This window comes from Rhodanobacter sp. T12-5, assembly GCF_008329435.1.
Taxonomy (GTDB): domain Bacteria; phylum Pseudomonadota; class Gammaproteobacteria; order Xanthomonadales; family Rhodanobacteraceae; genus Rhodanobacter.
Map to the genome: position 1 here is coordinate 447,368 of NZ_NPKN01000002.1, position 22,461 is coordinate 469,828.

Annotated in this window: 14 protein-coding genes; all 14 read right to left on the reverse strand. The window is 64.2% G+C overall.

What is annotated here, in order from left to right; genetic code table 11:
• Positions 1–63: 63 nt before the first annotated feature.
• The 14 genes from CIW53_RS06225 to CIW53_RS06290 all read right to left on the reverse strand — a co-directional run bounded on the left by CIW53_RS06225 (position 64) and on the right by CIW53_RS06290 (position 22,450).
• Positions 64–423, reverse strand: coding sequence for a hypothetical protein (locus CIW53_RS06225; protein WP_149363818.1), 360 nt, complete (start codon positions 421–423; stop codon positions 64–66).
• Entirely contained in the window at positions 420–4,835 is a 4,416-nt protein-coding gene (locus CIW53_RS06230) for a bifunctional serine/threonine-protein kinase/formylglycine-generating enzyme family protein (RefSeq protein WP_149363819.1), read from the reverse strand. Before CIW53_RS06230 ends, CIW53_RS06225 begins: the two co-directional genes overlap by 4 nt.
• 16 nt (positions 4,836–4,851) lie before the next feature.
• Complete coding sequence (locus CIW53_RS06235) at positions 4,852–5,574, reverse strand: PP2C family serine/threonine-protein phosphatase (RefSeq protein WP_149363820.1); 723 nt, start codon at positions 5,572–5,574, stop codon at positions 4,852–4,854.
• Positions 5,571–7,160 carry a type VI secretion system-associated protein TagF gene (tagF, locus tag CIW53_RS06240; protein WP_149363821.1) on the reverse strand — a complete coding sequence of 530 codons (1,590 nt, stop codon included), beginning with the start codon at positions 7,158–7,160 and terminating at the stop codon, positions 5,571–5,573. The genes CIW53_RS06235 and tagF overlap by 4 nt, the downstream gene beginning before the upstream one ends.
• A gap of 4 nt (positions 7,161–7,164) precedes the next feature.
• Positions 7,165–10,692, reverse strand: a complete 3,528-nt coding sequence (gene tssM, locus CIW53_RS06245) for a type VI secretion system membrane subunit TssM (protein WP_149363822.1) — start codon at positions 10,690–10,692, stop codon at positions 7,165–7,167.
• 5 nt (positions 10,693–10,697) lie between these two features.
• Positions 10,698–12,062: a type IVB secretion system protein IcmH/DotU gene (gene icmH, locus CIW53_RS06250; RefSeq protein ID WP_149363823.1), complete on the reverse strand. Its 1,365-nt coding sequence runs from the start codon at positions 12,060–12,062 to the stop codon at positions 10,698–10,700.
• Positions 12,063–12,064: 2 nt separating this feature from the next.
• The gene (gene tssK / locus CIW53_RS06255) at positions 12,065–13,402 is read right to left on the reverse strand and encodes a type VI secretion system baseplate subunit TssK (protein WP_149363824.1); all 1,338 of its coding nucleotides are present in this window, start codon (positions 13,400–13,402) and stop codon (positions 12,065–12,067) included.
• Between the two features lie 126 nt (positions 13,403–13,528).
• On the reverse strand, positions 13,529–14,878 hold the full coding sequence (tagH, locus tag CIW53_RS06260; protein WP_149363825.1) for a type VI secretion system-associated FHA domain protein TagH: 1,350 nt from the start codon (positions 14,876–14,878) through the stop codon (positions 13,529–13,531).
• A gap of 258 nt (positions 14,879–15,136) precedes the next feature.
• Positions 15,137–15,685, reverse strand: coding sequence for a hypothetical protein (locus CIW53_RS06265; protein WP_149363826.1), 549 nt, complete (start codon positions 15,683–15,685; stop codon positions 15,137–15,139).
• 15 nt (positions 15,686–15,700) lie between these two features.
• Positions 15,701–17,737, reverse strand: a complete 2,037-nt coding sequence (tssI, locus tag CIW53_RS06270) for a type VI secretion system tip protein TssI/VgrG (RefSeq protein WP_149363827.1) — start codon at positions 17,735–17,737, stop codon at positions 15,701–15,703.
• A 197-nt stretch (positions 17,738–17,934) separates the two neighbouring features.
• A complete protein-coding gene (locus CIW53_RS06275) occupies positions 17,935–19,305 on the reverse strand; it encodes a tetratricopeptide repeat protein (RefSeq protein ID WP_343192168.1) in 1,371 nt (456 codons plus the stop codon).
• A 124-nt stretch (positions 19,306–19,429) separates the two neighbouring features.
• Complete coding sequence (locus CIW53_RS06280; protein WP_149363828.1) at positions 19,430–19,717, reverse strand: PAAR domain-containing protein; 288 nt, start codon at positions 19,715–19,717, stop codon at positions 19,430–19,432.
• Positions 19,718–19,824: 107 nt separating this feature from the next.
• The gene (locus tag CIW53_RS06285; RefSeq protein WP_149363829.1) at positions 19,825–20,838 is read right to left on the reverse strand and encodes a hypothetical protein; all 1,014 of its coding nucleotides are present in this window, start codon (positions 20,836–20,838) and stop codon (positions 19,825–19,827) included.
• Positions 20,839–20,962: 124 nt separating this feature from the next.
• Positions 20,963–22,450: a hypothetical protein gene (locus tag CIW53_RS06290; protein WP_149363830.1), complete on the reverse strand. Its 1,488-nt coding sequence runs from the start codon at positions 22,448–22,450 to the stop codon at positions 20,963–20,965.
• Between the last annotated feature and the right edge of the window lie 11 nt (positions 22,451–22,461).

The following is a 22,461-nucleotide window of genomic DNA, read 5'->3' on the forward strand; positions in this document are numbered from 1 at the left end:
GGCAAAGCGTCACCTTGCCGAAGAAACGCATCGCCATCGCAAGATGCGACAGCGTGGATCACGTCATGTGTCGCGCAGCAGCCAGAAAACCAGCAGAAGCAGGAGCACGGCGCCGCTCACGATGGCCAGCAGCGGCTTCCAGGCGATCCCCGGTCGCATCGTCAACAGCGTGGTCATTGCCCGTCCGGATTCCGCCGAGGTGTCGCCGACCGACGCCGAATGCGCATGGCGCGGGCGAGGCGATGTCGTTGTGCCGCCGGGCACCAGTGTCTTGCGTGCGGTGACCACGCCGCTGCCGTCTTGCAGCGACTGGAGCACGCGACGGCGCCGTGAGCGATAGTCGGCGCGCGTGATCCGGCCAAGCCGATGCGCCTCATCCAAGGCATGCAGATCGCGATTGATTGCCCGTTCCCGCTCGGTCATTTCAGCTCCCTGAGTATCCGGAAACCAACGTCTTTCTGAGGCGAGCCATTGTCGGCACGATGAGTATCCACATTGCAGTCCGACCAGTAACTGGTGAAGCTGCCGCCGCGCGCCATCACGTTTCCGCCGCTGACCACCCATTCCCAGACATTGCCGGTCGTGTTGACCAGGCCCCATGGATTCCTGGAGCGCCCGCGCGCCGATACCACTGCACCGCCGTTATCGTCGCCGCCGGCCGAAGGCAATACGCAATTGCTGTCCTCGGCCTGCTTCCAGTTGCCGCCAGCCTTGGCGGCATTCAGCCATTCCGCATCGGTCGGCAGACGATAGGTGAAGCCGCCACTGAGGTCGCTGAGCCATCTTGCGTAGGCCCTGGCCTGGTCGAGGCTGATGCGGGTGACCGGGGCGTTGCCCAGATCCTGATCATCGACGGTCGTGGCGGCGCACTTTCCGGTGGCGCGACAGAAGCGGTTGAACTCGGTGATGGAGATTTCCGCACGGGACATCGCATAGGCCTTGCCGCCACCGACGCCCGGCACCACCACCAGCAGCGGCCCACGCGCTCCGTCGATGTTGTCGAAGCAGAACTTGCCCTTGCCGACCAGACCGGGCTTGCTGCAGGAATCCGCACCACCGGACCCGGTGGCCGTAGCTGCGTTGGGCGTCGTGGCGGGCCGGGTTGTCGTCGCGCCCCGCTTGCCGTTGATCGCGGATTGCCCCGCAGCAGCTGGCTGGATGACCTCTCCCGGGGTGGGAACGGCCTGCGTCGACGTGGCCCGCGGGCTTGCCGTCGCGCTGACGGCGGACTGCAGTCGATCGAGCTGTGCGGCAAGCGATTTGGCCGACAACTGGCCACGCATCTTCATGTCCGATTCGAGCTCGCTCAGCGCCGACGGATCGGCCCTGCGAACATCGTCGTACTGTTTCTTCAGCCGGACAAAATCCGAGCTTGCCAGTGGCTGGCTGCCCGCTGCCATGATCGCGGCAACCAGTTCATAGCGCGCCTTCTCCCCCTGCAGGCGGGAGTTGCTGCCGAGTGTCTTGATGCCTTGCGCAAGAACATCCGCAGCTTTCTGGTAGTGGCTCTTGTGGAACGTTTCGCTGGCCAGGCCCAGGTACGCATCGGCCAGCAGTTTCGGACCCTCGGTCTCGAGGAACGGGTTGTCCGGCTGGAGTGTGCGGATCCGTGCCAGCGACTGGCTTGCCTTGGCCACGTCGTCAGCCGCGGCTGCGCTTTTCAGCGATTCGATGCGCGATTTCACCTCGGCATCGGCGCTTTCCTGTGCGGCTTTTGCCTGCAGGTCTTTCTCGATGGCATCGAGCTTGGCACTTTGCGCGAGCAACTGCGCCGATTTCGGTGCGTATTTGAGCCCGAACTTCACGGCCAGCGTGGCCTGCGGCAGGTGTTGCGGATCGGCAAGGCGAGCGGCCTCGCTGGCGATCGCGGCACCCAATGCATCGACCGATCGAACCGTTTGCGGTGACGTATCGGTGCGCAACGTATCCATCGCCGTCGCGACCGAACGCTGCCAGTCGGCCGTCAGTCGCGGATCGGCACTCAGTTGGGCAAGCGCGGTTCGCGCATCGGCCAGTTTCTGCGCCTGCTGTTGCAGCGCCTTTTTCTGCATCGCGCTTCGCGCAGCGTTTTCTTCGGCCAGGACTTTCGCGAAATCAGGATCGACCGGATCGAGCTGCTGGCCTGCCAAGCTGACACGCCCGGCGGCATCGAGATCGCCAGCGGCGATCCGATCACGCGCGAGCTTGATCAGGCTGGCGTCCACATTGCGCTTCAATTCAACGTAGGCCGGCGCGTCCGCACCGATCTGGGTACGCGCGTTGTTCAATGCGCTCTTCACGTCCTGCAGCCAGACCACGGTGCCGAGCGGCTTGGCCAGCAGGTCGGTGACGCGGCTCTTTGCCAGGTCGTTGCGCTGCGCCTCGGTGGCTGCCTTCTGCGCCAACTGATTCTGTTGCTCCAGCAAGGCCTGGCGTGTTGCGCCAAGCGCCGCGTCGCCGGGAAACAGGTCAATGCCGAAACCGGCGATGCTGATCGCGTCGGCGAGGTCACCACCGGCCTGGCTGGCTGCAGCCTGCGCGGCCAGCACCTGCTTCAGGCGCACCCGCTGCGCTTCGATGCGCGGGTCGTCCGCAAGCAGCTTGACCGCATCGCGGTAGGCCGTTGCCGCCTGACTGCGCCAGCCATCGGTGCTGGCCGGCTGGTCAAGCAGTCCACTCAATGTCAGCAGGCTCTGTTCGCGCTGCTTTTGCAGTTGTTCCGCCTGTTGCTGCGCCAGTTGCTGTGCAGCCATCGCCTTGCTCAAGTCATCGACCTGCGCACTGCGTTGCTTCAATCGCGCGGAATCGGGGAACAAACTGGTGGCCAGCTTGAGTCGCCGAGCGGCCTCGTCGATGCGACCGGCGTCGACCGACTGGCCGATGGCGCTGTCGTACTTGAGTTCGAGCTCGGTGTTCTTCAGCAGTGCGCTGTCCGGATCGACCGCGCGGATGCGGGTCAGGGTGGCGACCACATTGTCCGGCTGGTTCTCGAAGATCGCGCCGGCGTCGATTTGCGCCGTCAGCTGGGTATCGAGCGTGTTGAGCAGTTCGTTTCTCTGCTTTTCCACGGCATCGCGCTTGAGGTCCAGTGCCGGCGAATACAGTTTCAGATCGTCGCGCAGCTTCAACACGCGCTGCGTTCCGGCGTAGTTGTAGCGCCCCTCGCCCGGATTCCAGTAGCTGTCGATGCGACTGATCAGGAAGTTCTGGATGAGGTCGCTCTGGTCGACGATGATCCGCTTGCGCTCATCGTCGCTGAGCGTGTCGAGCGCCTGCACGGCCTGCATTTCGCTGGGGTAATGATCCGCACGTGTCGGCGCGAATCGGGCGATCACCTCGGCCACGTGGTGACTGTGCTGGTAAGTGGTCCACCCCCATACGCTGCCGGCAATGATCAGCAGCGACGGGACGCCCCAGGTCAGGTACGGCATCATCCGCTCGCGCAGGCTCACCTCGCGAAGCCCCTCGACGAGTTCATTGGCGCTTTTCAGGCGCTGATCGCTGGTGAAGGCGACGCTGGCGCAGAGGGTACGATATTGAAGTTTGGTCAGCCCCTTCACCAGCGGCGGCTTGCGGCCCTCCTTCATCGCCACTTCGGCACTGGCCTTGTTGTACGGATGCTTGCCGGTCAGCAATTCGAAGGTGACGCAACCCAGTGCATAGACGTCGTCGCGAGGGGTGGGCTCCTTGCCCTGGATCATCTCCAGGCTGGCATAGGCCGGTGTCAGCGCACCCAGCGTGCCGGCGTCGAACACGGTCTGCTCGCCGACGGCATCGCCCATGTGCTTGCCGGCCCGGGCGATACCGAAGTCGAACACTTTCGGTATGCCCTCGCGCGTAACCATCACGTTGGCGGGTTTGAAATCGGAGTGCACCACACCGGCGGAGTGGGCGCGGGTAAGCGCGTTGGCCATGCCCTCGATCAGCGGTCGTGCCTGTGCCAGCGGCATGCCGTTGTAGGCCCGCTCGCGAATCAGGCTCTTGAGATCGGCACCATCGATGTATTCCATCGTCATGAAAACGATGGTTCGGTCCTTGTCGAAGTCGAATACGCGCACGATGTTGTCGTGTGCCAGTTGCTGCGACCGGCGCGATTCGCGTTGCAGCGAGATCAGCGAGTCGGGATGGCGGCGGAATTCGTCGTTCAACACCTTGATCGCCACGTACGGGTCGCGGTCGCGCGCCTCGACCTTGCGTTCGTCGCGGGCCTTGAATACCACGCCCATCCCACCCCGACCGATTTCCTTCTCCAGGTGGAAGCGACCCTTGAGCAGCGAGCCGACCGTCACGAAGTCGCCGCCTTCGGCATCCGAGATGCGCTTCCAGCTGGACTGCCCGCTGATGCTGGAATTGGTACCGGTCAGGCCGTGGGTTCCCGTGGCGCCACCCGTGCGACCGTCGGCTGGCGATCGCTGTGCGCCCGCGGCCGGCTTGACCCTGGTGATTTCATCGTCGTGGGGCGACGGTGGCGGGCGACGGGTGGCCGGCTTGACCATGGTCACGTCGTCGAAGTCCTCCGGCGGTGGCGGTGCCGGCCGGGAGCTTGGCTGCACCTTGGTCACATCGTCGTCATCCGGCGGAATCGTCGGTCGCTGCGTCGCAGGCTTGACCATGGTGACGTCGGGATCGTCGGGTGGCGAACCGGCTTGCGTCTGCACGGCAGCCAGCTTGGCCAGCAACGCGCGGATGATGAGCGTATCCAGCGTGTCGTCGACGCGCTGCTGCTCAAGCCAGTCGATGTCGGCCTGATGTTCGGGCGCAGACACCGCGCCACGCGCCGACAGCGCATCGAAGAGCGCCGGAAGTTTGAGCTTGTCGGCCTGATAGGCAGCGACCAGTTCGGCTATGGAATTCATGACTGGGGGATTTTCATCATTCTTGGAGACGCACTACGACGGCCGAGATGTTGTCGCGTGCGGCCCGGCTGAGGGCCACTTCAAACAGGTCGGCTACAAGATTCTGTGGTTGCTGGTTGCGACGACATTCATCGTCGAGTTCGGCATCGGACATCTCCTTGTTGATGCCGTCGGAACACAACACGAACGCCATGCCGGGGCGACTTCCGGCCACCACCCAGTCCACGAACAGCTGTTCTTCGGCGCCCACCGCGCGGGTGAGGACACCGGAACCGGCCGCCGGCGGCGGTGCCGCGTTGGAACCGAACTGGGTAACGTCGTCCTCGCCACCGTGGACGTGATCCCGGGTGATCTGGCGCAGCCGATCGTTCTCGAAACAATAGGCCCGACTGTCCCCGACCCAGCCGCACAGGGTGAAATCCCTGTCGTGCACGAGGATCACGACGGTCGACCCGATCAGGTCGACGCCACGCGTTGCAGCTGTCTGCAGCAGGTCGAGATTGATCTGGACCAGAGTGTCCTCGATCGATTCGATGAAATCGAAAACACTGCCGTTGCGGGGCAAGGCACCGAGACGCTCGACGATCATGGTGCTGGCGTAGTCGCCTGCCGAATGTCCGCCAAGGCCGTCGGCAACAACCCACAGGCCGACATCGTCGCGCACCAGGATGGCATCTTCGTTGTGGGCACGAACCTTTCCGGTCACCGTTCGGCCTGCGGAAATGTATCGAGTCGTCATGCGTCAATCTCGATGATCGCCAACGGCCATCGGGCCGGATCGAGGCCAAGTCCTGCCGCGCTGGCTATGTGCTGTCGCGCATCGTCGCGGGAGGGCATCGCAAGGCTGTGGGCAAGTATCTCCGGGGGCAACTGCAGCAGTCGTTGCGTGGCAAGCAGCAGCAAGCGATCGTCATGTTCGACGACGCAACTGACCTGATCGCAGCCCGGCTGCGCGGTCGCGCCGAGCCCGGGCATGGCAGTTGGTGCGCCGCTGAACAGCAAATCGTCGAAATCGTCATCGACTCCGCCATTGGAAACCGCGGCCGTCGCTTGCGCGAAACAGGGCTGCAGACGACCGTGCCGCCAGTGCCATGCCGCAGCCGTGCCGATGCGCAACAGATCCGCACGGGTTCCCACGACATGGCCGGCAACCACGGCGCAGTCTTCCTGCACCGGATCGATCAGGTCTTCACTGGTTTCGCGCAGGCGCGGGTTCAAGGCCGTGATCCACGAACGCAACCCCTGGATGCCTTGTGGCAGCCCGGTCGCGACCTGGTCCCTGGCCGCCGCCAATACGCCGGCTACAGCCTGCTGCCGTGGGTCAGGCCGCCCGACCTCGGCAGCGACCACGGCCAATCCGTCATCCTGTTGCAGCACGCCGACGGCGCCATCGGCATCGTCCACGGCGACTGCGCCGATACGCATATCCGATGTCATCGCCGGCTCGATCGGGGTCGATGCCGTTGCGCACGGCTCGGCGAACAGTTCGGGGTCGTCCGGCAGCCACACCGGTGCCGATGGCGTGCCGACCATCTCATGGAGGGTTTCGACCACGCCTGATGACAGCGCGGCTGACGACGGCGCGACGATGTCTTCGAACACGCCCAGCGACTGCCACGGCCCGGCTTGGCTGGCGTCGAGGAATCCGGCGTAAGCCTCGGGCTGCGGCAACCCGTTGGTGATCAATACACTCGCCGGCACACGCTCGCCGCCGGCGGTCCACCACAGGCAGCGGCCATCCGTCGAAGCGGACAGCTGGGCCCACAGCCCGCCGAGGAACGCGTCCGCGGCAATCTGCGCAGGCAACGGAAGCCGCCAATGGTCGGCGACGCGCCAGTCGACGCCGTGCGGGAACTCCAACAGCGCGTTCGACGTGGCGCCGTCCAGCGGGCTGGCCAGTGCCGCCAGTTGCCCGTCGAAGGCATCCACCCCGATCGCGGGATCGCACTGCGCCGCGTTGTGCACCTGTTCAACTGCATCGAACCAGCGTCCGCCGTCATGCAACACGCGCATGACGGCTCCTTCATCCGCCGCGATGGGTGCGGCCACCACCATCGGAAAACAGCGGCCGACGCGGTCCGCGCCCGGCCCCATGACGCCGGCCCAGGCGGATTCTCCGCACACGCCGCCGACCAGCAGGAAGCGCCACACCGGGCTGGCATGATAGGCATCGTGCCAGAGGCCACCCAGCGCTTGCCTGCTTTCGGCTACCGCACTCTCGAAATGCCGATCCCACACGTCGACGAAAGCCGAGGGCAACCGTCGCTGCACGAAATCCCCGGCGCTGGGCAGCTTTCCGAAAAAACCCGCAGCAGGATTCGGCATGCGTCTATCCCCCGCACCGGAAGCTTGACAAGGCGTTGCTCAGGAACGGGTTTCTGAGATTGTTGGCCTGGATCGTCACCTTCGCCACGTGCCCACCGAAATTGAAGCTGGCGACGAAACGCAGATCGGATTCCTTTTGCAGATGCGCCGCCTGGAGCGCACGAAAGAACGCCCAGTCGCCGCGGTAGTCGAACGTGGTCAGCAGCGTGCCGGCGGGATCGTAGGCGGAGATCGAAACGCGCCCGGGCGTCGGACCCGGCCACTTCATGGCGACGTTCGCCGCCCCGCCCGGCTGATATTCGTACTTCTGGCCGTCCACATCGATCACCAGCTTGCCGATGCCGGCATCCAGCACCGGCGTGAGCAGGGTGAAATCGACCTCGGGCATGTTGCCGCTGCGGAAGAACATCTGCTTGATCCGGTCGGCGCCCTGCATCTGCGCCAGCATTCCGGCCGAACCACTGACCGCACCGGGACCGGTCTTCCAGCGCCAGGTCCTGCCGCTGGCATCGACCAGCTTGCCGACGGTCTGCGTGTAGAAGTTGTCGAAGCGGCCACCGTAGCCGAACATTTCGCCGAAATTCTGCAGCGGGATATCGTTGTTGCTGGATGGCGAAAACGGATAGCGACCGCGGGTGAAGTCGGCGCAGTCCTTGGCGACCGCCTGCTGGAACTGGTCGTCGAGCGCGCCCTTGGTGCCGCTGGCCACCAGCGCTTCGCTTTTGCCAGTGAGTGCGGCAAACCAGCCGGAGGCCGGTGGCGGCAGTTGCGTCGCCGCCTGCTGCGCCATCAGCAATTGCGGATTGGGCTGGCCCGCTGCGGAACTGAAATCGCCCATGGTCAACAGGGTCTTGCTGAGCTGGTCGAGTACTGTCAGGGTCTGGTCGATCGGCGCCGTTCCCGGGGCGCCTTCGCTGAGCTTGTTGATTTGCTCGAAGTGATCGCTGATCACCTGCCCGGGCTTTTCGCTGGCAGCGCCGTCGGCTGGAGCGCCAGCCCCCGCCTGCGCCAGCGCCTTGGCCAGGGCCGACTGCGTGGCCTTCTTCTGCGCCAGCTTCCTGGCCACGTCTTCGGCCTTGTCCGACGCATCCGCCGGCGGCGCGCGCATCAGGTCGTTGGTGTTGTCGCGCACCACCTTGAGCAGAAGTTTCATCGGCGAGTTGGGGCCGGCGAGCTTCGCCGCGATGGTGCTGGCATCCTGGATGCTGCTGATCGGCTGCAACTCCAGATCGGCCAGGATGCCGTCCCAGGCCTTGATGTAGTCCTGCTCGTAGAGCGCCAACACCTGTTGTGCCAGGCGAGCCTTCTGCAACGAGTCGATCTTGTTGGCACCAAATACCCAGTCGTCCGAGGCGAACTGCGTCACCGCCTGTTCGATGCCCTTGTCGACCTCGTTCTTGAACGCCGGCTGGGTGAACAGCGCGGGCAACGGATCGGACAACGCCGCGCCACTCTTGCGTCGGTACACATTGCCGAGCAGGCCCAGTTCCTTGTCCAGGCGCAGCGGTGGATACGCCCCGTTGTCGGCGGTCAGCTTGATGTTGCCGTAGATCAGTGTCGCCAGATCCGCCGTGCGCAAGGTGTTGCGCGCCTGCTCGACAAGACTGTCGTCCAGATGCAATGCGCGCAGGCGGCCCTCGTGCGAAACCAGGGCATCGAAGTGCCGGGTCAGCGCCTTCTGCAGGATCGGATCGCTCGGGTACAGGCGGCGCCACTCGATGTTCGCCAGCGCCACGACGGCGTCGTGATCGAGATGCGCCGGCTCACCCAGCATCAGGTAGCCCTTGAGGTAGTAGTACAGCATCTGCGGGTCGCCGGCGTTCGCCGTAAGGCCGGCACGAAACTGCGAAGCCACTCCCGGCAACAGGATCGCATTGAGCTCGCGGAAATATGCATCGCCCACTTCGCCGCCGACCGCGTTGCCCTGGTAAAGCCCGAAACGCATCGACAAGGGCACGTCATTCTTGTGCTGGTCGGCGACATCCACCGCAGCCGAGAGCGATTCCAGCCGTTCCAGCACCAAGGCAAAGTAAGCCTGCTGGTTGGGTGCGAGCGACATGTCGCTCGCGGCCGGGTATTTCTGCAACGCCGCGCCCACCTGGGCCAGGTAGCTGCTGTTGCGCCGAAAGCTGCTGGCCAGGCCGAAAATCAGCAGTGCGCAGACCAGCAGCACACCGAGGTAGGACGCCGCCTGAAGCAGGACTTTCTGGCGCTCCAGTTTCGGATTGGTGCCGGCAAACCCCGACTCCCTGAACAGCACGTCCTTGAGCAGGCGCTCGACGAAGAAGGTGCGGCTCTGCGCCCCCGGCACATGCAGGCGCGAGGCATCCAGACCGAACGTGCGCGCCACCGCACCCATCATGCGGTCGATCGGCGTGCCTTCCTGCGTACCCGAGGTGAAGTAGGCACCGCGCAGCAACAGCGCTGCATCGTACTGGTGCCCGGTGAATACGCCTTCGACGAATTGCCGGGTGATTTCGCGCAAGGCACCGAGCTGTTGCGGAAAGGACAGGATGGCTGCGCGGCGGGCACGATCGCGCTCGCCGTGCAGCCGATCGAGCATGCGCGTGTTTAGCCGGTCCAGCAGCAGGTTGAACTCATCGATGAACTGCTTGGCGGCGGTGCCATCCATGGTGTTCGCGACCGGGAAGGACGCACCCCAGACCTGGCTGCGCAACTCCGGATTGAGGTCGTCGAAGAATTCGGTGAAGCCGGCGACGAGGTCGCATTTGGTGAACACCAGGTAGGCCGGCACACCGATGCGCAAATGCCGGGTAAGCTCGTCCAGCCGCTGGCGGATCGCGAGGATATGCTGCTGGCGCCCGTTTGCGTCCAGGGTCAGCAGATCCGACAGGCTCATCGCCACGATCACGCCATTGATCGGCCGACGCTTGCGGTACTTGCGCAGCAGGGTGAGAAATTCCTCCCACGCCGAAGCATCGGCACCGCGATCCGAATCCTGCGTGGTGTAGCGGCCCGCGGTGTCGAGGAACACGGCCTCGTCGGTGAACCACCAGTCGCAGTTGCGGGTGCCACCGACGCCGCGGATCGCATCCTTGCCGAACTTGCTCGACAACGGGAAGTTGAGGCCGGAGTTCTGCAGCAGCGTGCTCTTGCCGGAACCTGGCGGGCCGATCACGACATACCACGGCAGCGCGTACAGGTTGGTTCCGCCGCTGCGGTTCTTGCGCAGGGTTTCAACAGCTTCCTGGAAGCGCCCCTGCAACTGCGCGCGTTCGTTGGCGGAGCGCTCGTCGCGTTCGCCGACACCGGCCGGTGCGCCCTGCTCGCTCAGGTCGCTGGCCATCTGTTTGGTCTTGCTCCGCACGCGCATCTGCGCGACCTGCAGCCAGATCGCCCAGATCACCACGATCACGATGATCACCAGCAGCCGCACGACCGGGCTGGTCAGCGGTTGCGATTCACCGAAGCCGAGATAGGGACCACCGAACCAGATCAGCAGCGACAGCAGCAACAGGCCGACGAGGGTGATGAACAGGCGGGATTTGAACAGCGCAAGAAGCTTGCCCACGATGTTCAGTCCTCCGGGCTGTAAAGGATTTCGACGCGCCGGTTGCGCGCGCGATTGGCCGGCAGGTCCGGCGGCAGCGCGATCGGCTGCGAGGAGCCCGCTCCGCTGGATTCCAGCCGTCCGGGGTTGTCGAGGCCCTGGCTCAATATCCGCAGCACCGAGCGGGCGCGCTCCGCCGACAGCGCGAAGTTGTCCTTGAACTTCAGCGAGTGCACCGGCTGGTCGTCGGTGTGACCCACCACGATCACCCGTCCGGGCACCTGGTTCAGCGCCGCGGTGATCTGATGCAGCATCGGAATCTGCTTCGCCGCCACCTCGGTGCCGCCGGAACCGAACATGGCCGCCGCATTGAGTCGCACGAGTGCCGATCCGTCCGGTTTTTCATCCACCGTCAACGCGCCCGCCTGCTCCTGGGGTGCCAGGAGCTGCTTCAGGCTCTTGTGCACGACCTTGGGCTGCGCCTGCCGCAGCCGGGCTTCATCCGGCGGCACGGCGCTTTTCAACCCGATCTGCGCGACCTGCGCGCTGATCGGCGACGAGAGCTCGTTCAACCGGGTATAGAAATACACGAACGCCCCCAGCAACAAACAGGCGCCAGCGGCCACGATCACCCAAAGCGGGATGTAGCGGACCAGCGGATTGCGCCGATCCTCGATGCCTTTCCAGTGCGGTGCCAATTCGTCTTCCGCCGGCGGACGCTGCGCCTTGATCCGTCGATAGAGGTCTTCCTGGATGTCGGCCAGCTTCGCCCGCCCGTCCGCCTCGATCTGGTAGCGGCCGCCGAAACCCAGCGTCAGGCAGATGTACATCAGTTCGATCAGGTCGATATGGCGCGGGAAGTCCGCGCAAAGCCGATCGAGGATGATGAAGAATTTCTCGCCGCCGTAGGATTCGCCATGAAAGGTCACCAGCAGGGTCTTGGCAGCCCAACCGCTCTGCTGGCCCCATGGCGTGTTCATCACCGACTCGTCCAGCGTCGCGCACAGTACATAGCGCGCCGCGGTGATCGTCTGCGTCGCCAGGCCAGCCGCCTGCGCATTGCTCTCGAATTGCCGCACCTGCGCAATCACCTGCTCGCGCAGGCGTGCGGCATCGGGCTGTGACGCGCTGTTGCGCAGTTGCACGGCGAGCAACAGCAAGGGGCTGGCGGCTTGCACCAACGCATTCAAACCGCCACCGAGGAAATCACTGATCGCCGCCGGCGGTGCCGCATCGACGCGCGACGCGGCGCCTCGTGGCGATGCCGTCGGCCTTGGCGCGGGAGTTGCCGCCACTGGCGGAGACGAAGCCGCCGGCGGCGTCGGCGTGCGCGGACGAACCACGGTGGCATCATGCAGCGAGTCGTCGTCGCCTGGACCGTTCGTACTCATGCTCAACCCCTGATCGCCCACAGTTGCAGGTCAAGACCGGCGAACTCGCCACCGAAATGGAAGGCGATGCCGCCCGATGTCTTGAGCTCCCGCCACATCGACGAATTCTTGTCGAACTCGAAATACAGATAGCCGGAGTTGTACGGAATCTGCCTCGGCGCCACCGGCATCGGTGCCACCGGTATACCGGGCAGTTGCAGGTTCACCAGGTCGCGGATCTTCTCGACCGGGCCGATTTTTGACTGCGCCGGCAGCTGTCGGCGCAAATCCTCGGACTTCAGGTCGGCCTTGGCCGCGAGTACGAAGGCGGCCGTATCGATCAGGCTCAGATCCGGGATCACCGCGACCCAGACGCCGAACTTGCGCTGCTGCAGCGGGATCGGGATCGCCGTCTGCTCCATCACCGCGCTGAGGCTGTTGCGCAAGGCGACGATCAACGGCTCGAAGGTTTCCCGCAACGCCTCGTGCCGATACGGCGGGAACGCCGGTGGTCGCTTGCCAGACGCGGTAAACGTCGACAGTTCGCCGGCCATCCCTGCCAGCACGCGATAGAAGTCCTCCGGGTGCAGCACGGGAGCCGCAGCCAGATGCGCGATAAGTGGCTGATAGCGGTTGACCACCTGCAAGAGCAGGAAATCGGCAATCTCGGCGGCTCCGCCACGGTCGGTCACGGCAACGCGGCTGGCCAACGCCTCGCCACGTTGATGCAACAGCCCGAGCAGTTCGTTGAGGAACGTGGTCAGCCGCGGCGCCGCCTGACAACTGAGCGCAGTCGGCATGAAGGCATCTTCGAGGATCACCCGCCGGTCGGAGCGGCACTCGACGATACGCGCCACCGGAATCTGCGCCAGGCCTTCCATCGGTTGCGACTGCGGCAGCAGCCGACTGTCCATGCCGCCGACTTCCAGCGGCGTCAGGCCATCGACGCTGCCGGAGGCGTCGCGCACTTCGGTTTCGCGCACCCGGAAGCGAAACAGCTTCTCCGCGGAGGCCCCGGGTCGGCCGCTGTCCGGTTGCGCCGGCGACCGCAATGGCAGGGTCAGGAAAACGGTCTGGTCACGCCATGCGCCGTCGACGTCCAGCGCCAACGGCAGCGGGTCATCGTTGGGCATCGAGAACGGCGTGCCGTCCGGGAACACGCCGCGAGCGCGTTTGATGCCGAGCTTGCCGATGGCCAGCAGATCGGCCTCCAGCTCCAGTTCCGAAAAGCCCCAGGTGTACGGACGCAAGCTGCCGGCGCGCAGTTCGACGAAGCGCTCGAGGTAACGCTCCTGTTGCTGCAGGTGCTGGGGTCGAAGGAACAGTCCTTCGCTCCAGACGACTTTGTTGTTATCCGCCATGCGTCGCGCCCACCCCGTGAGATTTCCCCGCCGGCTGCGCTGCCGGTTTTTCTGCATCGACGGCTGCTGCTCGCCGACGCACCCCTGTACGCTTCTTTCACGCCCCCCAGATCCGCACACCGTCCTCTAGCGACGTGCAGACTGCTGCATTCTCCGCGCCGATTTCAGGCGTGACAACTGCTCTTCGTAGGCGCGTGCGAATTCGTCACCGAAAAGGCGACGAAAACACTCGTCGGGATCCCGCGACAGCCCCTCGAAGTTCTCCCGATACTTGTCCCAGTACTTGCCCTTGCCTGCGAATGCCGACCGCTTCGCCGTACCGTCCGCTTCCTGCTCGAAGCGATCGGGGTTGAAATGCGCCAGCAGCGATTCGAACGCGGCGCGCACGCCGGCGAGCATGGCCATCTGATGGCAACGAATATCGTCGAAGGCATCTTCGAACGCGGCCGTGCCGGACATGAACGCGCCATTGGAGGGCGCCATGATTTTCTGCAATGCCTCATCCGGCGTCGGAGCGAATTTCAGCGGATTGTTTTCGGAGCGCTGGATGATCGTGACCGGCAGCCGAAACGTGTTCTTGATCTCGGCGCGCGCGCGCAGAACATCCATCACGCCGTCGACGACGATCCGGAATATCTGATCGACATCCGCCGGCAGCGTGCTGGAACCGGTCGTCTCCGCGACTGTTGCCGGCGGAGCACGCAAAGGCGGTGCCGCAGTCACGGGCGGCGGTGAGGCCTTTGCGACCGACGCCGCCGGTGGCGGCGCGAAATCGCCCATGGTCAGGTCCCAGTTCTCCGGGAGCGCCTGGGTTTGCCGCTGCTCGTTCGTCTTGGGCGGATGGAAATAATCTTCGGTGCTGGCCGAGTGGTTCCAGCCCGCACCGGCGTTGCCCGTGGTGGAACCGGACAGCAATCCGGATGAGCCATCGGCTGCCCCCAGGAAACTGAGCGGGTCAAGCGCGCTCGTCGAAGCACTGCCGATCGCGCCGGGGATAAGGCTGGCGTCCATCGGGGTGGCCGGTGCCGGCAGCGGGGATGCGCCGAGGGGTGCGGGACCGAGCAAGCCGAAGTCCAATGGGTCGCCCGCTACGGACGGCGCAGCGGCCGACGCGAGCATCGGCTCCGGCGGATTGGCGGCCACTGCTGCAACCTTGGCGGCGTCCTCCAGGCGGACTTCCACTTCGAAGGTATCGATCAGCAGCCGGTCACCGTCTTTCAGCGCGGACGGATCGCCTTTGATCAGGGGTGCATCGTTCAGCAGCATGCCATTGGTACTGCGATCCTCGATGAAATAGATTCCATTGAGGTAGCGGATCATCGCGTGGACGCGGGACACGCCGGAGGCACTCAAGACCCAGTCACAGTCCTCGGAGCGACCGATGCTGCCGCCGGTGGCCTCGAAGGTCCTGCGGCTGCGGCTGCCGAATTGCGCAGCCTGACGGCCGGCGACCGCGAGAGTCAGGGTCTGCGACATGGGTTCACTCGTATTTCCCCTGGAATCAATCCAACGAGAGCAGCGATGGATGAATCGCGTGCGCTCGCGCAACGAAATCGGTCCCAGCGCCCGAGCCGCGGTCGATCAATGACGTTCAAGCGTCAGATCCGCCGAACCGCGCACCGAAAGAACATCGCGGCAAGCTGAAAAAAGATGACCCGGACACGATGGAACCAGCGCTCGCAATCCTATCGCCCCTCCAGTGATCGGGCAAGCTGCGTATCGGCATGCCACAAGTCAGCCCCCGCTTGGAGCGGCGGCGCCTGCACCGAGCAGGCTCATCGCCGGCTCGATGAAACCGGCACGCCGGGCTTCGAAGTTCTCCACGACCAGCGCCGCCAGCATGTTGATCGCGGCGACCACGGCGCAGGCGGTCAGGTGATCCGCCGGTGGAACCGGAGCCTCCTGCGTGGCCGGCGCCAGACTGCCACCGGACCACCCGGCCGCGGCAGCCACCCAGGCACCGGCCGACTTGTAGCCGCCGGCATTGGCGAATTCAAAGGCCGCGCGACGGTTGCTTTCGTTCGGTTCGCGCACCCACTTCTCCGCCAGCGACGCGCCGGCACGGTCCTCGGGATCGAGCTTCTGATCGCGCGCGCACTGGCACAGCCAGGCAACCGCATACCGTTTCGGCAAAAGGCGGGCGAGCAGCTTCAGCGCGTCCTGCACGTGACCGGCACCGATCAGGGTTTGCACCGCGACCTGTGCAGTCATGTCGGCCTGGAGCAAGGCGCTGGCCGGCCCGGACAATTCCATCTGGAGTGATGCCTGCATGACTGGTGACATGGCGTGTCCTCCCGGTTATCCGATCATGATGATGCCGGCGGACATCTGCGCCATGGCCTCACCCTTGAGCATCAGCATCGTCCCTTTCACGGTCGTCATCCCGCTGGAAGACAATTCTGCCGTCGAATCGGAGTGCACCTTCATCGGTGCACCGGAGGTCAAATCCATGGTCGCGTTCGCCTTGACGGCCACCGTCGCGTTGCCGGTGATCTTGATGTTGACGCCCTTGATCTCGATGTCGCCCGAGCTCTTCATGACGATGCTCGACGCGCCAGTGACCAGTTCGATCTCGCTGCCCGCACTGAGCTTGAATTTCTGACCTATCGTGGTGGTGCCGTTCTGCGAGACATCGAGCTTGTCGTCGTTGCTCACGGTGACCTTGCGGTCGTGCTTGATCACCTCGGTATCGTCGTTGTCCACGGTCAATTTGCGATCGTGCTTGATGTTCTCGACCTGGTCGTTCTTGATCGTTATCGTCTCGTCGTGATCGATGGCGACGAAGTGATCGTTCTCCACTTCCTCGCGCATGTCCTTCTGCGCATGCAGGAACAGCTCCTCGCTGCCCTTCTTGTCCTCGAAACGGATTTCGTTGAAATCCGCTTCGGCGCCACCTTCGTGGCTGCGGCTCTTGATGCCGCTCTGCGTCTTGTTGTCGGGCAGCGCGTACGGCGGCATGTTGTCGGCGTTGTAGACACTGCCGATGACCAGCGGCCGGTCCGGGTCGCCCTCGAGAAAGCTGATCACCACTTCCTGGCCGACCCGGGGGATGTGCACCGCGCCCCAGTTCTTGCCGGCCCATGACGAGGCCACCCTGACTGGGCAGGAAATGTGCGCGTTCTTCTTGTCCGGCTTGTTCCAGTGGAACGTCACCTGGATGCGCCCGTACTTGTCCACCGCGATGTCTTCGGCCGTGTCGCTGCCGGCCACCACGGCCGTCTGCAGGCCCACGATCATCGGTTTCACCGCGGTCGGCATGGTGCGGAACGGCTGTCGGCTCCGGATCGCCGAAAAGTTGCAGAAGAACAACTCGCCGCCCTGCTGCCCGGAGATGAGCGCGGCATTCTCGATGTGCACGGTAGAGCCGGTGACCAGGTACTCCTGGTTCAGTTCGGCGCGCGGGAATTTCGTCAGCTTGAACAGCGCGCCGGTCAGCACGCCCGGGGCATTGGTCGAACCCGAGCACTGCGACTGGGGCACGTTGATCGCCTCGAGGCGAACCTGCGCGTAGTGCTTGCCGGCGTCACTGGTCTCGTGGTCCCCGGGAAAATCAAACGACTCGAGGCCGGGCACCGGATGGTTGTCATCGGCATTGCTGATCGCCTCAGTCCCCAGCAGCGAGGTCTTCGGCTTCAGCGGGTCGTAGTCGGTCAGCGAATACTTGGTCGTCTGCACCGAGCGCGCCGACGAAAAATCGGTGATCGAGACTTCCAGCGCCGCGCGGGCGTCCGCCGACTGCGGCCGGTACGGCAGTTCCTCATACCCCCCGGTGGTAGCGTGCGCGCCCAGCGAATCCGCCAGCACCATGGTGTGCACGCCGTCGGTGTGCTGGAAGAAGTAATAGATGCCTTCCTGCTCCATCAGGCGACTGATGAAGTTGAAGTAATCCTCGCGATACTGCACGCAGTATTCGCGCGGCGAATAGTTTGCGCTGAGGCTCAGCTTGACGTCGCCATAGCCGATTTCGGACAGCACGGTCTTGACGATGTCGGGCACCGACATCTTGAGGTAGATGCGGCAATCCACCTTGTGCAGCAGCAGCCATGCCTTGGGCACCAGCGTCACCGCGTACTCGGCGTAGCGTTCTTCCTTGTAGCTTTCGAATCCGGTCTGGGAAATTTCCGAGACCATGCCGTTGAAGTGGCGCTTGTAGCCGTCCGACTCGAACGCCACCGTCATCGAACTGCCGAGCAGCGGAAGCAGTTTGACTTCGCTGTCTTTGCTGAGCAGTTTCAACTGGTAGGAAAAAAGCTTCCCCAACTGCTCGCTGCCCGACAGGCTCGCAGGCAGCAATTTGTCACCGAGGTCTGACTTCAGTGTCATCCGATGCGTCATTTTCGATCTCCCCCAGCGAGCCCGCGAAAGCGCTCTCGCAATCCCGCCTGTTTATCATACTCACGCCTCGCGCGGGAGGTCCTTCGAAGCGCGGTGCCTGCTGTCACGGCAGCACTCGCTCCCCCAATGCCGGCGCCCATTGTCTCCATGGCCTCGACGCGCTCCGCACGCCGTGCGATCCGGGCCCCGCCCCATGCCTATCCGCCCCCGGACTGGCCCTTGCGTGCCAGCACCACCCAGCCGGCCACCGGCTTGCCCACTTCCTTGCGCAGTGCAGACGCGGCAATGCTCACTTCCACGAAACCGGCCGTATCCAGCACGCGTTCGACATAGCGGCGCGCATGCCGATAGCGGCCGCTGGAAGACAGTTCGCAACGATCCTCGTCGGCATCCATCGCCTCCAGCGTGAAGGCCACCCGGCCGCCAGCCCGCAGCGCCGCGTGGGTCGCCGCAAGCACCTCCACCAGGTCGCCAAAGTAGACCAGTGTATCGGCGGACAACACGACGTCCCAGGTTTCCGGATGATCCTGCAGGTACGCGGTCAGCTCGGCGGCCACGAGCTCATCGTAGCCGCCGCGCAGGCGGGCCTTTTCGAGCATCCCGCCGGACAGGTCCACGCCTTCCAGCCGACGCGCATGCGGCTTGATCAATGGACCGCACAGGCCGGTGCCGCAACCGGCGTCGAGCACATCAAGCGCGCCCTCGGCCACCCCAAGCACGCCAATCAATGCGTCGACCAGGACTTGCGGCGCACGGTAGTCCAGGTTCTTCAGCAACTGCTCGTCGAAGCTTTCGGCGAACCGGTCGAACACCTCGCGCACATAGGCGTCGTCTGCCCGCGGCGGCGGCGCTTCGCCGCCGCAAGCGGCGAGCATGTGCCGTGGCACGGGGTTGTCCGGCTCGCGGCCGAGCCAGTCACGATAAGCCCCGACCGCCTCGTCCTGCCGGCCCAGCATGTAAAGGGTGACACCGAGTGCGTCGAGAGCGCGCACATTGCTGCCATCGCAGCGGACCGCATTCCTGAAGCAGGCCACGGCGTGCTCCAGATCCCCGATTTCGTTCACGTGCCTGCGCAGGTACATGCCCATCAGGTAATGGCCGAGGCTGAGTCGTGGCGCCCGTTCAAGCAGCTCGGCATGGGCCTGGAAGGCTTCCTGGAAGCGCTGCTGTGCCTCCAGCACCAGCGCCAGGTTGCTCAGCGCATCGTGATGCTGCCCATTGCACGCCAACGCCTGGCGATAGCAGGCCTCGGCCTCGGCGAGGCTGCCAGTCTCCTTGTGGATGTTGCCGAGATTGTTGTGCGCGTCGGCATGCAGCGGGGTGGCCCGCAGGGCCATGCGGATCAGCCGGATGCCTTCGTCGCTGCGCCCGCGCTGATGGCACAGCACGCCGAGAAAATGCAATGCATCGGGCTGCCCGGCCTGCATCTGCAGCGTCCTGCGGTAGAACCCCTCTGCTGCATCCAGTTGCCCGATCCGATGCACCTCGACCGCCTGACGCAGCATGGCGACCACGCCATGATCGACACCCGCCGCATGGTGCTTGCGCCCCGCCCGGCTGGCCGACACCCGCCTCACCCCGGTATCCGCAGGTCATTCATGATCGGCCTTGCAACTGCCCTCATTGACATCCTCCTTGCCGCCGGTATCGGTGTCGCGCGAAGCCGTCCCCATCTGGCGTTCACGCCGCCACTCAGCTGATCAGTACCGTGGGACAACCCAGCACGATGCTTCCGCCATGCGCTGTCAGATCGCCCATGCGTGCCGCAGGCATCTTGTTGATGAGCACCTTGAACGAGCCCATCGCGATGACATCGGGCGGCCCCACGCAAGTCGCCATGTCGCCGACTCGCGCAGCCGGCAGGCCGCCGATCAGCACCGTAACCGCACCCGGCGGCAGGATCGGGCCACCCACGTGCGGCACCACGCCCGTCACCATCGGGCAGACATGCATATCGGTGATTCTCGCTGCCGGAGGCATATGGGATCTCCTGCTGTGGATGAGCCTGAGGCACCGGCTCGGTGGTTTGTTCAGTGGTCTGCCACCAGGCGGCAGTCGCGGCATCTCCGCCTGACGCCGGAAGCACGTCAGCTCAGTCCGATCTGCTTCATCGCCTTGCTCTTGATTCCCGCGAAGAAGCCCTTCTTCGTATGCGTTCCCTTGTCGCTGCCCAGCCCCTCCAGTTGCAGCCGCGAACTGCTGATGTTCTTGGTGGCGATCTTCAGCATGGGATCCATCTGTTTCTTCTTCATCAGTTCGACCTTGTCCATCCAGCCTGGCAAACCGATGTCGGCGATGAACATGTTGGCCACCGCCGACGTGTCGGCACACGTCAGCAGGTAGCAGCCAAGGATCGGGCACTCGTTGAACACCGTGAGATTCAGCGTACTGGGCGCCAACAACCGCTTGTTGCCGGCACGCATGTCCTTGATGTCCAGGCCCAGTCCGTAGAGCAGCAAGCCCAGACTGGCCAGTGAATTGGCGATACCGATACCGGCCGTGGTGGCGGTGCCGAAATCCGCGAAAAGCCCGCCGATCTTGGCGCCGGTCGCAAGCGTCTGCTGCCCCAGTTGCACCGAGTGTTTGGCGAGATCGCGCTTGATGATGAGCTGGATCGCCTCGGCCGCCGCACTGGGATCACCCAGGCGGAAACCGGCCTTGTAGTCGTCGCTCTTGTACAGATGGTAACCGTCCTCGGCCACGGCCTTGCCAGCCTTGACCAGCTTCACCCCGCTGGTCACCACCCCGAGGATCGGGGTGATCTCATGCACCAGGTTCGCCAGCACTTCGCCGGTGATCGCCGCGATCACCTCGTGGATGTTGTCCACGTCGGCACATTGGACGATGAAATCCTGCACCGCCTCCTTCATGCCCGGCACGCTTGCCACCGTGCTTGCGGTCTTGCCGCCTTTTGCAAGCTTGTTGCCCGACGAGACGATCTTCTTGCCCGTGGACAGCACCTGCTTGGCCGTGGACAGCTGGCTGCTGGTGCCGAATTTCAGCTTGGTACCGCCGAACATGTTGACGACCAGTTGCTGGCGTGCGCGAGCCAGCTCGCCCATGGCCTTGAACTCGCCCATGCTTAGTGGTTTGGATGGCATGGCCTTTTCCCCTGATGTCTGTGCCCTGACTACCACATGGATAAAACTGGAGCGGCTCGGAAATGCCGGTCAGCCGGACCAGGCGATGAGCCGAAAAACTGGTGCCGCTGCCCCGCCGTTCTGCTCACGCATGCAGCGGGAATTGATCGGGCCACAAGCGCCGGAGCTGGTTGCTGTAGCGACCCGCACCCACACCGATCATGTATCGGGCAGGCGATTCCTCCACCAGCAAGCCCTTCAGGGCCATGGAATGACGCAGCGGCGCGCTGGCGGAGACCACCCCGAAGAAGGTCGAGAAGCGCGACTGTGCCGTCAGCGCCATCTCGCCGGAACCCATGCTTTCGAAGATGCAGTCATAGACATCCGGGAAAGCCGCTGCGAAGCACGCCCGATGGTGTTCGTTGATCCAGTAACTCTCCTTGCCTCCGCGCGTGTAAGTATCCATCTTCGAGTGCTTGGCGAAATCGCGCCTGCGCAGACTGGTGGTGCCCCCCATCAAACGCCCCATCACGCCCTTGGTTTCGTAGGACTTGTGCTCGGAAAGAGTCAGCACCAGCCGCGCATAGGCAATGCACATGTCCTGTGCCGTGCCGAGGTGGCCGTAGGGCGTGGCATTGATCGGCGTGCCCCAGTCGCGCAGCAGGCCGCAGGCGAGATTGCGCGTAATGTAGGCCGCGTCCGCCGGCGTCTTCACCATCACCTGCGCGTTGTGCACGCCCGGCATCGGCAGGAAGATCGCCGTGGTCGCCGGAGCGCGAACGCGGCTCCAGTCCTGCGGGTTGAAGGTGCTGCGCATCTCGTGCATGGCCAGAATGCCCACGTAGCGCTCCACGTTGGAGTGCAGCACCTGGGTGTCCGCCATCTCCTTGCCGGCGTCCGCGCCCGCCACCGGGTCAACGGCGAAAATGTTGCAGCTGATCTCGTCGCTGAAGACTTCATACATCAGGTTGGCGATGCGCATGCAGGTCACCGCACCACGGCTCCAGCCGACCATGTTGACCCGGTCGATGGGCATCCCTTTCCCGAACTTCAGGTCCTGAATCAGGTTGACAGTGCGCAGCACATTCTCGTCCCAACCCTGCCCGCTGATCACGCCCCGGAGTTTGGCCGCCACCTTGGGACCGCCGGTGTTGCCGACCGCATGATCGGCAAAGGACGGACCCTTGATCGTCTTGCCCAGCGACAGGTTCTGCTTCTGATTGCCGGTCATCGGGTTGATCTGCTGAGGCTGCGCTACCCCGTTGCCGCTGTGACCCGGCCCCTCGTTGATCATGTAATCACCGCGCGTCACCGCCGCACCGGCCAACTGCGCCTCGGCGCCATCGGTGTGGTTGTGAAACCAGGCCACCAGTTCGTCGGACGAGGAGCCCTTGATCCGGTTGAAACCGGTTCCGTGACAGTAGACGGTGAACGTACTCACGCTGGGGTTCTCCTCGGTTCGCCTGGTATCGCAATGAGCACTGGGGTTATTGGAACCCGGTTGGGACACGACAAACCAGCCAGTCACCCAAAAGCACTCGCCTAAATCAATTAAACAACTCTGTTCCGGCATGGCTGACGAAATGACAAGTTCGACCATTACGAGGAAAACCCGACAGGAAAATCGCTTCATGCAACCACCAA

Coding starts and splice junctions, on each gene's coding strand:
- CIW53_RS06230 (WP_149363819.1), bottom strand. CDS start 4,835: ATGAATTCCATAGCCGAACTGGTCGCTGCCTATCAGGCCGACAAGCTC.
- tagH (WP_149363825.1), bottom strand. CDS start 14,878: ATGTCGCAGACCCTGACTCTCGCGGTCGCCGGCCGTCAGGCTGCGCAA.
- tssK (WP_149363824.1), bottom strand. CDS start 13,402: ATGGCGGATAACAACAAAGTCGTCTGGAGCGAAGGACTGTTCCTTCGA.
- CIW53_RS06235 (WP_149363820.1), bottom strand. CDS start 5,574: ATGACGACTCGATACATTTCCGCAGGCCGAACGGTGACCGGAAAGGTT.
- icmH (WP_149363823.1), bottom strand. CDS start 12,062: ATGAGTACGAACGGTCCAGGCGACGACGACTCGCTGCATGATGCCACC.
- CIW53_RS06265 (WP_149363826.1), bottom strand. CDS start 15,685: ATGTCACCAGTCATGCAGGCATCACTCCAGATGGAATTGTCCGGGCCG.
- tagF (WP_149363821.1), bottom strand. CDS start 7,160: ATGCCGAATCCTGCTGCGGGTTTTTTCGGAAAGCTGCCCAGCGCCGGG.
- tssI (WP_149363827.1), bottom strand. CDS start 17,737: ATGACGCATCGGATGACACTGAAGTCAGACCTCGGTGACAAATTGCTG.
- CIW53_RS06225 (WP_149363818.1), bottom strand. CDS start 423: ATGACCGAGCGGGAACGGGCAATCAATCGCGATCTGCATGCCTTGGAT.
- CIW53_RS06285 (WP_149363829.1), bottom strand. CDS start 20,838: ATGCCATCCAAACCACTAAGCATGGGCGAGTTCAAGGCCATGGGCGAG.
- CIW53_RS06280 (WP_149363828.1), bottom strand. CDS start 19,717: ATGCCTCCGGCAGCGAGAATCACCGATATGCATGTCTGCCCGATGGTG.
- CIW53_RS06290 (WP_149363830.1), bottom strand. CDS start 22,450: ATGAAGCGATTTTCCTGTCGGGTTTTCCTCGTAATGGTCGAACTTGTC.